The sequence below is a fragment of the Streptomyces actinomycinicus genome (genome assembly GCF_016741775.1).
Lineage (GTDB): Bacteria > Actinomycetota > Actinomycetes > Streptomycetales > Streptomycetaceae > Streptomyces > Streptomyces actinomycinicus.
Window position 1 is genome coordinate 376431 of the sequence record NZ_JAERRK010000002.1, and the last position, 13218, is coordinate 389648.

The following is a 13218-nucleotide window of genomic DNA, read 5'->3' on the forward strand; positions in this document are numbered from 1 at the left end:
GGTGCGTGGGGGTGCTCGCGCAGTTCCCCGCGCCCCTGGGGGGTGCTTCCGTGTGTCGTGCAGGTGCGGGTGCGTGGGGGTGCTTGCGCGGTTCCTCGCGCCCCTGGGGGTGCTTGGGGGGCTCGCGTGGTTCCTCGCGTGCCTTATCGGGCCGTTGCTTGTACGTCTCGCCAGGCCTTCGGGATGTGTGAGGCGACGTCATGTGCGCCCGTCGGTGAGCCTGCCGCGGCGAAGCGGCCGGCCAGGCCGTGGAGATAGGCGCCCGCGCTTCCCGCGTCCACCGCACTCAGCCCGGCCGCCAGCAGGGACCCCGCCAGCCCGGACAGCACGTCCCCGCTCCCGGCCGTCGCCAGCCACGGCGTCCCCGTGGCGTTCGCCCGCACCGCCCCGCCCTCGAAGCCGGCGACCAGTGTCGTCGAGCCCTTCAGCAGCACCGTCGCCCGGTACACCGCCGCCAGCTCCCGCACCGCGGCCAGCCGGGCCCCCTCGACCTCCTCGCGGCGCACGCCCAGCAGCGCGGCGGCCTCGCCCGCGTGCGGGGTCATCAGCGTCGGCGCCGCACGGCCCCGTACCGCGTCCCGTTCGGCCAGCCGCAGCCCGTCCGCGTCCAGCAGCACCGGTACGTCCGTTCCGAGCACCTCGGCCACGGTCGCCGCGTCGTCCCCGGCGCCCGGCCCGACCACCCAGGCCTGCACGCGCCCGGCCCTGGCCGGTCCCGCGTCGGAGACGAGGGTCTCCGGGAAGCGCGCGACGACCGCCTGCGCGGCCGGCCCGACGTACCGCACCGCCCCCGCACCGCCCCGCAGCGCCCCGGACACCGCCAGCACGGCGGCCCCCGGATACCGCGCCGACCCGGCGGCGATGCCGACGACGCCCCGCCGGTACTTGTCGCTCTCCGCGACGGGCACCGGCAACAGCCGGGCCACGTCCGCGTGTTGCAGCGCCTCCAGCTCGGCGGCCCCGGCGGCCGGCTCCAGGCCGATGTCGACCAGCCGGACGACCCCGGCGTACTCCCGCGCGGGATCCACCAGGAGCCCCGGCTTGTACGTGCCGAAGGTGACGGTCAGGTCGGCCCGCAGCGCGGCGCCCCGCACCTCACCGGTGTCCGCGTCGACGCCGCTGGGCAGGTCCACGGCCACGACGGCGGCCCGGGATGCCGTCACCGTCCCGGCGAGCCGTTCGGCCTCGGGGCGCAGGCCGCCCTTCCCGCCGATGCCGACGATGCCGTCCACCACCAGGTCGGCCCGCTCGATCAGGGCCTCGGCCGAGTCCGTGGCCACTACCGTGCCGCCTGCCCGGCGCAGCGCCCGCAGGCCCCCGGCATGGGCGCGTTCCGGCGTAAGGAGTACGGCCGTCACACCGGCTCCCCGCCGGGCCAGCCGCGCCCCCGCGTACAGGGCGTCCCCGCCGTTGTCCCCGCTGCCGACCAGCAGCACCACCCGGCTGCCGTACACCCGTCCGAGCAGGTCGGCGCAGGCGGCGGCCAGCCCGGCGGCGGCCCGCTGCATCAGCGCGCCCTCCGGCAGCCGCGCCATCAGTGCCCGCTCGGCCGCCCTCACCGTCTCCACGCTGTACGCAGTACGCATGGCACCGAGTCTGCCCCGCAACCCCCACCGTCCACACCCGGGGGCGCCGTCCGGTCAGCCCTCGGCGATCACCACGGCCGAGGCGACGCCCGCGTCGTGACTCAGCGACACGTGCCAGGACTGCACGCCCAGTTGCGCGGCACGGGCGGCCACGGTCCCCGTCACCCGCAGCCGTGGCTGCCCGGTGTCCTCCACGTACACCTCGGCATCGGTCCAGTGCAGCCCCGGCGGTGCCCCCAGCGCCTTCGCCAGGGCCTCCTTGGCGGCGAACCGGACCGCCAGCGAGGCGATGCCCCGCCGGTCCCCGCTGGGCAGCAGCAGCTCGCTCTCCACGAACAGCCGGTCGGCCAGCCCGGGTGTCCGCTCCAGGGACTCGCGGAACCGGTCGATCTCGGCGACGTCGATGCCCACCCCGATGATGCTCATGCCGAGCACCCTACGACTCCGCCGCGCGGGGACCCGGCGACACCACGTCGCCTACGCTTCCGGCATGTCCTCTTCGCGCGCCTATCTCTCCGGCCTGTTCTCCCTCGACGACCGGGTCGCCCTCGTGACCGGTGGAAGTTCCGGGATCGGGCGGGCCGTTGCGGGCGCGCTGGCGCGGGCCGGGGCCAGGGTCGTGGTCGTCGCGCGGAGGGAGGCGGAACTGGTCGCCACCGTCGGGGAGTTGGTGGCCGCGGGATGCCGGGCGGCCTGGGTGAGCGGGGACCTGAGCAGCCGTGCGGGGGTGCGCGCGGCGGCCGAGGAGGCCACCGCCGTCTTCGGGGAACCCGACATCCTCGTCAACTCCGCCGGGGTCAACCTCCGGCCACCCCTGGGCGAGTTGGGCGAGGACGTGTGGGACACCACCATGGCGGTGAACCTGGAGGCGCCCTTCCTGCTGGGGCAGCGGTTCGGGCCGTGCATGGCCGAGCGGGGTTTCGGGCGGATCATCCACATCACCTCCCAGCAGGCGCACCGGGCGTTCGTGCAGAGCGGCGCATACGGAGTCTCGAAGGGGGCGCTGGAGTCCCTGGCCCGCTCCCAGGCGGAGGCCTGGTCGCCGTACGGCGTCACCTGCAACACCCTGGTGCCGGGTTTCGTGATGACCCCGCTGAACGCGCGGCTGTCGTCCGACCCCGAGCGGGTGGCCGCGCTGGCCGCGCGCACGATGACCGGCCGCAACGGCCTCGCCGAGGACTTCGCGGGCGCGGCGGTGTTCCTGGCGAGCCGCGCCTCCGGCTACGTCACCGGGCAGTCGATCCACGTGGACGGCGGCTTCTCCGTCCACTGAGCGCATTTCGCTGTGGCAACCCCAAGATCGAACCGAAGTCCCGTGCCCAGTAGTCTTCCTGGCGACCGGCGTTCCGTGTCGCAACGGCCGCCATCACACACAACGGGAGGACACAGCTTTGAAGTCGAGGTTCCTGGGTACCGCGCTCGCCACCGCGGCCCTGATCGGTACGGCCCTCACCGGAACCGTCGTCACCGCCGGCACCGCCTCCGCGGCGTCCCTGCCGCGTGACTGCAGCAAGGCGCTCGTCAACGTTCCCGCCAAGGAGACCGTCAACGTCCGCACCTCCCCGAAGACGACCGCCACGGCGGTCGGCATCTGGGGCAAGGGCAAGAAGGGCACGGTCTGCAACGACGGCAAGGCCTACAAGGGCGGCTCGTACAAGGCCTGCGGCAAGAAGAGCAACCTGTGGTACTACGGCGGCGACAAGAAGGTCGGCTGGGTCCCGAAGACCTGCATCAACTGGTGACCGCCTGACCGGCGGCAGAGGGGCGGACGGCAGCCTGCCGTCCGCCCCTTCTTCTCATTCCACCGTCACCGATTTGGCCAGGTTCCGGGGCTGGTCCACCTCGTTGCCCCGGGCCGTCGCCAGCTCGCAGGCGAAGACCTGGAGCGGCACGGTGGCCACCAACGGCTGCAGCAGCGTCGGCGTGGCCGGGATCCGGATCAGGTGGTCGGCGTAGGGGACGACCGTCTCGTCGCCCTCCTCGGCGATCACGATGGTGCGGGCGCCGCGGGCGCGGATCTCCTGGATGTTGGAGACGATCTTGTCGTGCAGGACCGACCGGCCGCGCGGGGACGGTACGACGACGACCACCGGCACGTCGTCCTCGATCAGCGCGATCGGCCCGTGCTTCAGCTCGCCGGCGGCGAAGCCCTCGGCGTGCATGTACGCCAGTTCCTTGAGCTTCAGGGCGCCTTCGAGGGCCACGGGGTAGCCCACGTGCCGGCCGAGGAACAGCACCGTGTCCTTGGCGGCCAGCGTCCGCGCCAGCTCCCGTACCGGCTCCATGGTCTCCAGGACCCGTTCGACCTCGACCGAGATGCGGGACAGGTCCTTGATGACCGCCTGGATCTCGTCGCCCCACTTGGTGCCGCGCACCTGGCCCAGGTACAGGGCGACCAGGTAGCACGCCACCAGCTGGGTCAGGAACGCCTTCGTGGAGGCGACGGCGACCTCGGGGCCGGCGTGCGTGTACAGCACCGCGTCCGACTCACGGGGGATGGTCGAGCCGTTGGTGTTGCAGATCGCCAGCACCTTGGAGCCCTGCTCGCGGGCGTGCCGCAGCGCCATCAGGGTGTCCATGGTCTCGCCGGACTGGGAGATCGCGATCACCAGGGAACGGCCGTCCAGGATCGGGTCCCGGTAGCGGAACTCGCTCGCCAGCTCCACCTCGCACGGGATCCGCGTCCAGTGCTCGATGGCGTACTTGGCGATCAGGCCGGCGTGGAAGGCCGTACCGCAGGCGACGATGACGACCTTGTCGATCTCGCGCAGTTCGGAGGGGCTGATCCGGACCTCGTCCAGGGTCAGCGAACCGGACGGGTCGATGCGCCCGAGGAGGGTGTCGGCGACCGCCTTGGGCTGCTCGGCGATCTCCTTGAGCATGAAGTAGTCGTAACCGCCCTTCTCGGCCGCCGATGCGTCCCAGTCCACGTGGTACGAGCGGACCTCGGCGGGACGGCCGTCGAAACCGGTCACCGTGACGCCGTCGCGCCGCAGTTCCACCACCTGGTCCTGGCCCAGCTCGATCGCCGACCGGGTGTGGGCGATGAACGCGGCGACGTCGGAGGCCAGGAACGCCTCGCCCTCGCCGACTCCCACCACCAGCGGCGAGTTCCGGCGGGCGCCGACCACCACGTCCGGCTCGTCGGCGTGCACCGCGACCAGCGTGAACGCGCCCTCCAGCCGCCGGCACACCAGCCGCATCGCCTCCGCCAGGTCGGCGGTCGCGGAGAACTCCTCCGCCAGCAGATGGGCGACGACCTCGGTGTCCGTCTCGGAGGTCAGCTCGTGGCCCCGCTCGGCCAGTTCGGCGCGCAGCACCGCGAAGTTCTCGATGATGCCGTTGTGGACCACCGCGACCCGGCCCGCGTTGTCCAGGTGCGGGTGCGCGTTGGCGTCCGTGGGGCCGCCGTGCGTGGCCCAGCGGGTGTGGCCGATGCCGGTCGAGCCCGTCGGCAACGGCCGGTCGACCAGCTCCTTCTCGAGGTTGACCAGCTTTCCGGCCTTCTTGGCGGCGGCCAGCCCGCCGTCCGCCGGTACGGCGACACCTGCCGAGTCGTACCCCCGGTACTCCAGCCGCTTCAGCCCGGCCATCACGACATCGAGCGCCGACTGCGACCCTACGTATCCCACGATTCCGCACATGGGCGGCAGCCTACGGGCAGGCACCGGCCGGAAACCGCCTCCGTGTGCCCGAAATCGGAAATTCCCACCGCCGTACGAAGCTCCCCGCGACGGGCCGGTCCTGCGCGCGTGACGGACCCCACCCGCCGCCGCGTTCAAACTCCGTTAACAATGGACTGTGATCTCACCGGTCTCCTCGATGCCCCGGAGCGCCCACCGGCACAGGCCGGAGGCGACTCCCTACGTCGACCTCACCCGCGCCGAGTGGAGTGCGCTGCGGGACAAGACACCGCTGCCGCTCACCGCCGAGGAGGTGGAGAAGCTCCGCGGTCTCGGTGACGTCATCGACCTGGACGAGGTGCGGGACATCTACCTCCCGCTGTCCCGGCTCCTCAACCTCTACGTCGGCGCCACGGACGGCCTGCGGGGTGCGCTGAACACCTTCCTGGGTGAACAGGGCTCCCAGTCCGGCACCCCGTTCGTCATAGGCGTCGCCGGCTCGGTCGCCGTCGGCAAGTCCACGGTCGCCCGCCTCCTGCAGGCCCTGCTCTCGCGCTGGCCCGAACACCCGCGCGTGGAGCTGGTGACGACCGACGGCTTCCTGCTGCCCACCCGGGAGCTGGAGGACCGGGGCCTGATGTCGCGGAAAGGCTTCCCCGAGTCCTACGACCGCCGGGCCCTCACCCGCTTCGTCGCCGACATCAAGGCCGGCAAGGGCGAGGTGACGGCGCCCGTCTACTCCCACCTCATCTACGACATCGTCCCGGACAAGCGGCTCACCGTCCGCCGTCCCGACATCCTGATCGTCGAGGGCCTGAACGTGCTCCAGCCCGCCCTCCCCGGCAAGGACGGCCGCACCCGGGTCGGTCTCGCCGACTACTTCGACTTCAGCGTGTACGTCGACGCGAGCGCCGAGGACATCGAGCGCTGGTACCTCAACCGCTTCAAGAAGCTGCGCCAGACGGCGTTCCAGAAGCCGGACTCGTACTTCCGCAAGTACACCCAGGTCTCCGAGGACGAGGCCCTGGACTACGCCCGCACGCTGTGGCGGACGATCAACAAGCCCAACCTGGTCGAGAACATCGCCCCGACCCGCGGCCGGGCCACGCTCATCCTGCGCAAGGGCCCGGACCACAAGGTGCAGCGGCTCAGGCTCCGCAAGCTGTAGGCCCGCCTGTTAGAAAGGCGTCATGCTGCATCTGCGCCTGATCACACCGGCGGACAGGACCGACGACGTGGTCCACCTGATCGAGAGGACGGTCGGTACGGCCCACCTGGTGGTGCTCCCGGGCGCCGCACGCGACCCCGTCGGGGACGTCGTGATGTGCGACGTGGCGCGCGAGGCGGGGGACGAACTCATCGGTGGACTGCGCCGGGCGGGGCTGGACGAGACCGGCTCGATCGCCGTGGAGGACATCGACCTGTCGCTGTCCCGGCGGGCCGACGAGGCCGAGGAGGAGGCGCCGGGCGAGGGCGCGGACGCGGTGCTGTGGGAGGGGCTCACCGAGGCCACGCACGAGGAGTCGACGCTGACGGTCACCTACCTCGCCTTCATAACGCTGGCCACGATGATCGCCGCCTGCGGCGTCGTCCTGGACAACGCGATCCTGATCGTCGGCGCGATGGCGGTGGGACCGGAGTTCGGCCCGCTGGCCGGCATCTGCACGGCCCTCGTACGGCGCCATCCGCGGCTGGCCTGGCGTTCACTGATCGCGCTGCTGGTGGGCTTCGCGGTGGCGATGGCGGTGACCGTCGGCTTCAGCCTGTTCATGGACGTCATCGGGCTGTTCCACCGGTCCCAGCTGGACGGCGAGCGGCCCAACACGGCGTTCGTGTACGCGCCGGACTGGTTCTCGTTCATCGTGGCCGTACTGGCCGGCATCGCCGGCACCCTGTCCCTGACCTCGGCGAAGTCGGGGGCGCTGGTGGGCGTGGCCATCTCGGTGACGACGGTCCCGGCCGCCGCCAACGCCGCCGTGGCCCTGGCCTACGGGGACCCCTCGCAGACGCTCGGCTCGACGAACCAACTCCTGCTGAACCTCTTGGGCATCGTCCTGGCGGGCACCCTCACCTTGCTGGCCCAGAAATGGTTCTGGACGAAACAGCGGGAGCGGCTGTCCTAGGGCGCCGCAGCCGGCCCGAGGCCGTGGGGAACCGTGCGATCGACCGGCGTACCGCCCGTGGTCCGCGGGACACAGTTCCCCGTCGCCGGAACCGGACTAGCCGAGGGCCGACTTCACCGCGTCGGCCAGGCGGCCGGCGACCGTGCGGGCCTGCTCGATGTCCGCGGCCTCGACCATGACCCGTACCAGCGGCTCGGTGCCGGAAGGCCGCAGCAGCACCCGCCCGGTCTCCCCCAGCTCCCGCTCGGCCTCGGCCACCGCGGCGGCGAGATCGGCCGACGTCTTCACCCGGGACCTGTCCACGTCCGGGACGTTGATCAGGACCTGCGGCAGCCGCTCCATGACGGACGCCAGTTCCCGCAGCGAACGGCCGGTCTGCGCGACCCGCGCCGCCAGCAGCAGGCCGGTCAGCGTGCCGTCACCGGTGGTCGCGTGGTCGAGGACGATGACGTGCCCGGACTGCTCGCCGCCGAGGGCGAACCCGTGCTCCTTCATCTCCTCCAGCACGTACCGGTCACCGACGGCGGTCTGCACCAGCCGGATGCCCTCGCGCTGCATGGCCAGCTTGAAGCCGAGGTTGGACATCACCGTGGCGACCACGGTGTCGGAGCGCAGCTCGGAGCGCTCCCGCATGGCCAGCGCGAGCACGGCGAGGATCTGGTCGCCGTCGACCTCCTCGCCGGTGTGGTCCACGGCCAGGCAGCGGTCGGCGTCACCGTCGTGCGCGATGCCCAGGGCGGCGCCGTGCTCGACGACCGCGGCCTTCAGCTTGTCCAGGTGGGTCGAGCCGCAGCCGTCGTTGATGTTGAGGCCGTCCGGCTGGGCACCGATCGTGACGACCTCGGCACCCGCCCGCGAGAACGCCTCCGGCGAGACCCCCGAGGCCGCGCCGTGCGCTTCGTCCAGGACGACCTTCAGGCCGTCGAGCCGGTTGGGGAGCACCGACAGCAGATGGCCGATGTACTGCTCGAAGCCCTCGTCGTACGAGCGCACGCGCCCGACGCCGGCACCCGTCGGCCGCTCCCACGGCTCGCCGTGCCGGTGCGACTCGTAGACCGCCTCGATCTTGTCCTCCAGCTCGTCGGCGAGTTTGTGGCCGCCGCGGGCGAAGAACTTGATGCCGTTGTCCGGCATGGCGTTGTGGCTGGCGGAGAGCATCACGCCCAGGTCAGCGCCGAGTGCGCCGGTGAGGTACGCCACCGCGGGCGTCGGCAGCACGCCGACCCGCAGGACGTCGACGCCCGCGCTGGCCAGACCCGCCACCATCGCCGCCTCCAGGAACTCCCCGGACGCGCGCGGGTCCCGTCCGACCACAGCCGTCGGCTTGTGGCCCTCGAAGGTGCCCGCCTCGGCCAGCACGTGCGCCGCGGCGACGGAGAGGCCCAGCGCCATCTCTGCCGTGAGATCCGCGTTGGCGACACCGCGCACGCCGTCCGTGCCGAAGAGTCGTCCCACTTGTCCTCCTGAGGAAGCGTCGATGCCGGAAGCGGAGGGCGCCGTGTCGGGTGTCAGGCGCTCCGGTATCCGATCACACAAGCCTTTGAGCGTCTTGTGTCGTTATACGCCCTTGGCTGGGATAAGCGAACGCCCCGGAGGCACATGTGGCGTGCCGCCGGGGCGTTCGGAGTACGTGGGGCCGAAGCCCGTACCACGTACGAGCAGGCAGCGAAGCTTAGCGCTTGCTGTACTGCGGAGCCTTGCGGGCCTTCTTCAGACCGGCCTTCTTGCGCTCGACCGCACGGTCGTCGCGCTTGAGGAAGCCGGCCTTCTTCAGCGGGCCGCGGTTGTTGTCGACGTCAGCCTCGTTCAGCGCACGGGCGACACCGAGACGGAGCGCACCGGCCTGACCGGAGACACCGCCACCCGCGATGCGGGCGATGACGTCGTAACGGCCCTCGAGCTCGAGCACCTTGAAGGGCTCGTTGACTTCCTGCTGGTGCACCTTGTTCGGGAAGTAGTCCTCGAGGGTGCGACCGTTGATCTTCCACTTGCCGGTGCCCGGAACGATCCGGACGCGGGCGATGGCGTTCTTGCGGCGGCCCAGGCCGGCGGCCGGCTGGGGCTCGCCGAAGCGGGAGGCCAGGGACTCCGAGGTGTACTCGCCCTCGACGGGGACCTCGGACTCGGTGGTGTAGCTGTCGATGTCAAGCTCTTCGAGCGGCTGCTCGGCAGTGGTCTCGGCCACGGTTCTCCTCAGATTCTCTTCAGTCTTAGGGGGTGGCCGGACTTACTGCGCGACCTGGGTGATCTCGAAAGGCACCGGCTGCTGGGCAGCGTGCGGGTGCTGGTCACCCTTGTAGACCTTCAGCTTCGAGAGCATCTGACGGCCCAGGGAGTTCTTGGGGAGCATGCCCTTGACGGCCTTCTCGATGGCCTTCTCGGGGTTCTTGTCCAGCAGCTCGTCGTAGCGGACGGAGCGCAGACCACCCGGGTAGCCGGAGTGGCGGTACGCCATCTTCTGGGTCCGCTTGTTGCCGGACAGGTGCACCTTGTCGGCGTTGATGATGATGACGAAGTCACCAGCGTCGACGTGCGGCGCGTAGATCGGCTTGTGCTTGCCCCGGAGGAGGGTCGCTGCAGTGGTGGCGAGACGACCCAGGACGACGTCCTGAGCGTCGATGACGTGCCACTGGCGCGTCACATCGCCGGGCTTGGGGCTGTACGTACGCACGGTTCGTAGCCTTCGCTTCGAGTGAATGGTCCTGAACAGGTCACCGAAACGATCACGACAGCCTTGACCCACGGCGGCGACGCATACCGCGTACGTGGGGTCGCTGGTCATCGGCCCGGTGGACCGGTGTAAGGGCCCGTCCCGTGAGAATGAGCAAGCCAATACACAACGAAGAAGTAGGTTACCGGGCGGCCCCCGACCGGGTCAAAACGAGGCGGGCCGACACACGGACCCCGCACCACCGGCCCCCCGTCTAAGATGCGCCCCATGAGTTACGGGCAGGGGGGACCCCAGTCTCAGTGGGATCCCTGGAAACCGCATTCCCAGCAGCCGTGGAACGACACGTCCGACGACGGGACCCCTGACTGGGCCGCGCTCGCCGAGGCCTCGGAGTCACGGAACAAGCGCCGCAGACTGCTGTACATAGCCGGCGGCGTGCTCGCCACGATCGGGATAGGCACCGCGGTCGCCATGGCGGTCGTGTCCGCGGACGGCGGCGACCCCCAGGCGGGCCCCAGCAACCTGCCCGCCAGCGCCTCGCTGCCCGGCTCCGGCACCGCGACGCCGTCCTTCGCGCCGACCAGCGCCCCGCCGCCGCTGGACCCCAAGGACTTCATCTCCAGCGCCGAGAAGGACACCGCGCCGCTGAGCCCCGCCACCTTGTTCCCGGGCACGCAGCTGACCATGGGCGGGACGGTGTACAAGAAGGGCGCCACGGCCGACACCAAGAGCTGTGCCGGCGCCGCCGGCGGCAGCCTGCCGAAGGTCCTCACCGCCAACGGCTGCACCCGCCTGCTGCGCGCCACGTACACCAAGGGCGACGGCATCGCCGTCACCGTCGGCATCGCGGTCTTCGACACCGCGGCCCAGGCCACGAAGGCCAAGGCACAGACCGACGACCGGAGCATCGTGCGCTCGCTGGCCGGCAAGGGCGTGAAGTCCTTCTGTGACGGGGCGTTCTGCCGCTCGACCCGGAACGCCTACGGCCGCTACGCGTACTTCACGGTCGCCGGTTTCACCAACGGCAAGGACGTCACGGACAAGGACACCCCGGTCTTCCGCGTCGGCAACGACCTGGCCCAGTTCGCCGTCAACCAGATCCACCGCCGCGGCCAGGCCCAGGCATCGGCCGCCGCGAACCGCTAGCCGGGTCAGCGCCGCTTCAGCCGCAGCCGCACCGGTACCACGGCCGACTCCAGCTGGGTGCGCAGCGTCATCTTCGAGACACCCTCCGTCCGCTCGGCGAAGCGGATCGGGATCTCGGCGGCCCGGTGTCCGGCCTGTACGGCCCTGTACTTCAGCTCCACCTGGAAGCTGTAGCCCGCGCTGTCCAGGGACGACAGGTCCACGTCCCGCAGGGTCGCCGCCGACCACAGGTTGAAGCCGGCGGTGATGTCGTGGATGTCGGTGCCGAGGATGGTGCGCGCGTACCGGTTGGCGAACCGGGAGAGCAGGACGCGGTGCGCGCCCCAGTCCTCGGCCAGCGAACCGCCCTCGACGTACCGGCTGCCGACCACCAGGCCCGCACCGGAGGACAGGGCCGTCTCCAGCATGCGGGGCACCGCCTCCACGGGGTGACTGCCGTCGGCGTCCATCTGGACGACGTACGCGGCGCCCTCCTCCAGCGCGGCGGACATCCCCGCGGTGTACGCCCGTCCCAGGCCGTCCTTCCCGGTGCGGTGCAGCACGCTCATCCGGCGCCGGCCTCCGGCGCCGTCGGCGTTGTACTTCTCGGCCAGCTCCTCGGCGATCCGTCCGGTGCCGTCGGGGCTGGAGTCGTCGACGATCTTCAGATGCAGTGCGTCGAGCGGCAGGCCGAGCACGGCCTCGGCCATCCCGGGCAGGTTCGCCGCCTCGTTGTAGGTCGGCATCACCACGGTGACCGGCACGCCCTCGTACGCCATCACTGCCCCTCCTCCTCCGGCGCCGGCCTGCCCAGCGCCCGGAACCGCCAGCCCGCCGCGGTCCAGCGGTCCGCGTCGAGCACCCCGCGCCCGTCCACGATCCGCGGCCGGGCCACCAGCATGGCGGCCCGCTCCGGGTCGATCGCCCGGAACTGCGGCCACTCGGTCAGATGCAACACCAGTCCGGCCCCGCGCAGCGCGTCCTCCGCGGTCAGCGCGTACCCGAGCAGCGGGAACGCCTTGCGGGCGTTGTCCATGGCCTCGGGGTCGTGGACGGTGACGTCGGCGCCCTCGAGCCGCAGCCGGGCGGCCACGGCCAGTGCGGGCGAGTCGCGGATGTCGTCGGAGCCGGGCTTGAAGGCCGCGCCGAGCACCGCGACCCGGACCCCGAGCACGTCCCCTCCGCACAGCTCGCGGGCCAGCTGCGCCACCCGGTCCCGGCGGCGCATGTTGATCGCGTCCACCTCGCGCAGGAAGGACAGCGGGGTGCCCAGCTCGTCGGCGCGGTGCGCGAAGGCGCGGATGTCCTTGGGCAGACAGCCGCCGCCGAAGCCGACCCCGGCGCTCAGGAACTTCGGGCCGATCCGGTCGTCGTGGCCCAGCGCCTCGGCGAGGGTGCGCACGTCACCGCCCGCGGCCTCGCAGACCTCGGCCATCGCGTTGATGAAGGAGATCTTGGTGGCGAGGAAGGCGTTGGCGGCCGTCTTGACCAGTTCGGCGGTCGGGAAGTCCGCGGTGACGAGGGGGGTGCCGGCGGCGAGGACCGGCGCGTACACGGCACGCAGGATCGTTTCGGCCCGTGCCGACTCCACCCCGAACACCAGCCGGTCCGGGCGCAGCGTGTCCTCGACCGCGAAGCCCTCGCGCAGGAACTCCGGGTTCCAGGCGACCTCCGGGTCGCAGGTGCGCGCCAGCCGGCCCGCCGTCCCGACCGGCACGGTCGACTTGCCCACCAGGAGCGCGTCCGGCGCCGCGTGTGCGGCGAGGGCCGCGAAGGCGGCGTCGACGTAGGTCAGGTCGGCGGCGTCGGAGTCCCTTCGCTGCGGGGTGCCGACGCACACGAAGTGCACCTCGCCGAATGCGCCGGCCTCCGCGTAGGAGGTGGTGAAGCGCAGCCGGCCGCTCGCGGTGTGCTTGGCGATCAGCTCGGGCAGCCCCGGCTCGTGGAAGGGCACCTTCCCCGCGCTCAGCGCGGCGATCTTCTCCGGGTCGACGTCGACGCCGAGCACCTCGTGGCCCAGCTCCGCCATGCAGGCGGCGTGGGTGGCACCGAGGTATCCGGTGCCGATGACGGTGAGCCGCATGGGAACG

The 13218-nt window shown here is 71.6% G+C and carries 13 protein-coding genes; 5 read left to right on the forward strand and 8 right to left on the reverse strand.

The features are described 5' to 3' along the window. Window positions 1–143: 143 nt before the first annotated feature. On the reverse strand, window positions 144–1586 hold the full coding sequence (locus tag JK359_RS05685; RefSeq protein WP_201832278.1) for an NAD(P)H-hydrate dehydratase: 1443 nt from the start codon (window positions 1584–1586) through the stop codon (window positions 144–146). Window positions 1587–1640: 54 nt separating this feature from the next. Continuing rightward, a complete protein-coding gene (locus JK359_RS05690) occupies window positions 1641–2012 on the reverse strand; it encodes a holo-ACP synthase (RefSeq protein WP_201832280.1) in 372 nt (123 codons plus the stop codon). Window positions 2013–2076: 64 nt separating this feature from the next. On the opposite strand from JK359_RS05690, the gene JK359_RS05695 reads away from it, so the two are divergent. After that, the gene (locus JK359_RS05695) at window positions 2077–2859 is read left to right on the forward strand and encodes an SDR family NAD(P)-dependent oxidoreductase (RefSeq protein WP_201832282.1); all 783 of its coding nucleotides are present in this window, start codon (window positions 2077–2079) and stop codon (window positions 2857–2859) included. 118 nt (window positions 2860–2977) lie between these two features. Further along, window positions 2978–3328: a hypothetical protein gene (locus JK359_RS05700; protein ID WP_201832284.1), complete on the forward strand. Its 351-nt coding sequence runs from the start codon at window positions 2978–2980 to the stop codon at window positions 3326–3328. Between the two features lie 54 nt (window positions 3329–3382). Here the strand turns inward: JK359_RS05700 and glmS are convergent, their stop codons facing one another. Next, a complete protein-coding gene (gene glmS, locus JK359_RS05705; RefSeq protein WP_201832289.1) occupies window positions 3383–5230 on the reverse strand; it encodes a glutamine--fructose-6-phosphate transaminase (isomerizing) in 1848 nt (615 codons plus the stop codon). A gap of 178 nt (window positions 5231–5408) precedes the next feature. Here glmS and coaA point away from each other — a divergent pair, with 178 nt between their 5' ends. Both coaA and JK359_RS05715 read left to right on the forward strand, forming a co-directional pair. Continuing rightward, window positions 5409–6377, forward strand: coding sequence for a type I pantothenate kinase (gene coaA, locus JK359_RS05710; RefSeq protein WP_201832791.1), 969 nt, complete (start codon window positions 5409–5411; stop codon window positions 6375–6377). A 22-nt stretch (window positions 6378–6399) separates the two neighbouring features. Further along, window positions 6400–7332, forward strand: coding sequence for a DUF389 domain-containing protein (locus JK359_RS05715; RefSeq protein WP_201832291.1), 933 nt, complete (start codon window positions 6400–6402; stop codon window positions 7330–7332). A gap of 96 nt (window positions 7333–7428) precedes the next feature. On the opposite strand, the gene glmM is transcribed toward JK359_RS05715, so the two are convergent. The 3 genes from glmM to rplM form a co-directional block, all read right to left on the reverse strand. Continuing rightward, complete coding sequence (glmM, locus tag JK359_RS05720) at window positions 7429–8787, reverse strand: phosphoglucosamine mutase (protein ID WP_201832293.1); 1359 nt, start codon at window positions 8785–8787, stop codon at window positions 7429–7431. 217 nt (window positions 8788–9004) lie between these two features. Beyond that, complete coding sequence (gene rpsI / locus JK359_RS05725) at window positions 9005–9517, reverse strand: 30S ribosomal protein S9 (protein ID WP_103812805.1); 513 nt, start codon at window positions 9515–9517, stop codon at window positions 9005–9007. A gap of 42 nt (window positions 9518–9559) precedes the next feature. Continuing rightward, the gene (gene rplM / locus JK359_RS05730; RefSeq protein ID WP_014674395.1) at window positions 9560–10003 is read right to left on the reverse strand and encodes a 50S ribosomal protein L13; all 444 of its coding nucleotides are present in this window, start codon (window positions 10001–10003) and stop codon (window positions 9560–9562) included. 267 nt (window positions 10004–10270) lie between these two features. Here rplM and JK359_RS05735 point away from each other — a divergent pair, with 267 nt between their 5' ends. Next, window positions 10271–11149: a hypothetical protein gene (locus tag JK359_RS05735; protein ID WP_201832295.1), complete on the forward strand. Its 879-nt coding sequence runs from the start codon at window positions 10271–10273 to the stop codon at window positions 11147–11149. 5 nt (window positions 11150–11154) lie between these two features. Here JK359_RS05735 and JK359_RS05740 read toward each other — a convergent pair whose 3' ends face one another. Together JK359_RS05740 and JK359_RS05745 are read right to left on the reverse strand one after the other, a co-directional pair. Continuing rightward, window positions 11155–11907 carry a polyprenol monophosphomannose synthase gene (locus JK359_RS05740; protein ID WP_201832296.1) on the reverse strand — a complete coding sequence of 251 codons (753 nt, stop codon included), beginning with the start codon at window positions 11905–11907 and terminating at the stop codon, window positions 11155–11157. After that, entirely contained in the window at window positions 11907–13211 is a 1305-nt protein-coding gene (locus JK359_RS05745) for a UDP-glucose dehydrogenase family protein (RefSeq protein ID WP_201832297.1), read from the reverse strand. Before JK359_RS05745 ends, JK359_RS05740 begins: the two co-directional genes overlap by 1 nt. Window positions 13212–13218 lie beyond the last annotated feature (7 nt).

Bases quoted from the DNA above. Each gene is read 5' to 3' on its own strand.
- coaA (WP_201832791.1), top strand. From the start codon at position 5,409: ATGCCCCGGAGCGCCCACCGGCACAGGCCGGAGGCGACTCCCTACGTC.
- JK359_RS05715 (WP_201832291.1), top strand. From the start codon at position 6,400: ATGCTGCATCTGCGCCTGATCACACCGGCGGACAGGACCGACGACGTG.
- glmS (WP_201832289.1), bottom strand. From the start codon at position 5,230: ATGTGCGGAATCGTGGGATACGTAGGGTCGCAGTCGGCGCTCGATGTC.
- JK359_RS05685 (WP_201832278.1), bottom strand. From the start codon at position 1,586: ATGCGTACTGCGTACAGCGTGGAGACGGTGAGGGCGGCCGAGCGGGCA.
- JK359_RS05740 (WP_201832296.1), bottom strand. From the start codon at position 11,907: ATGGCGTACGAGGGCGTGCCGGTCACCGTGGTGATGCCGACCTACAAC.
- JK359_RS05735 (WP_201832295.1), top strand. From the start codon at position 10,271: ATGAGTTACGGGCAGGGGGGACCCCAGTCTCAGTGGGATCCCTGGAAA.
- JK359_RS05695 (WP_201832282.1), top strand. From the start codon at position 2,077: ATGTCCTCTTCGCGCGCCTATCTCTCCGGCCTGTTCTCCCTCGACGAC.
- JK359_RS05745 (WP_201832297.1), bottom strand. From the start codon at position 13,211: ATGCGGCTCACCGTCATCGGCACCGGATACCTCGGTGCCACCCACGCC.
- JK359_RS05690 (WP_201832280.1), bottom strand. From the start codon at position 2,012: ATGAGCATCATCGGGGTGGGCATCGACGTCGCCGAGATCGACCGGTTC.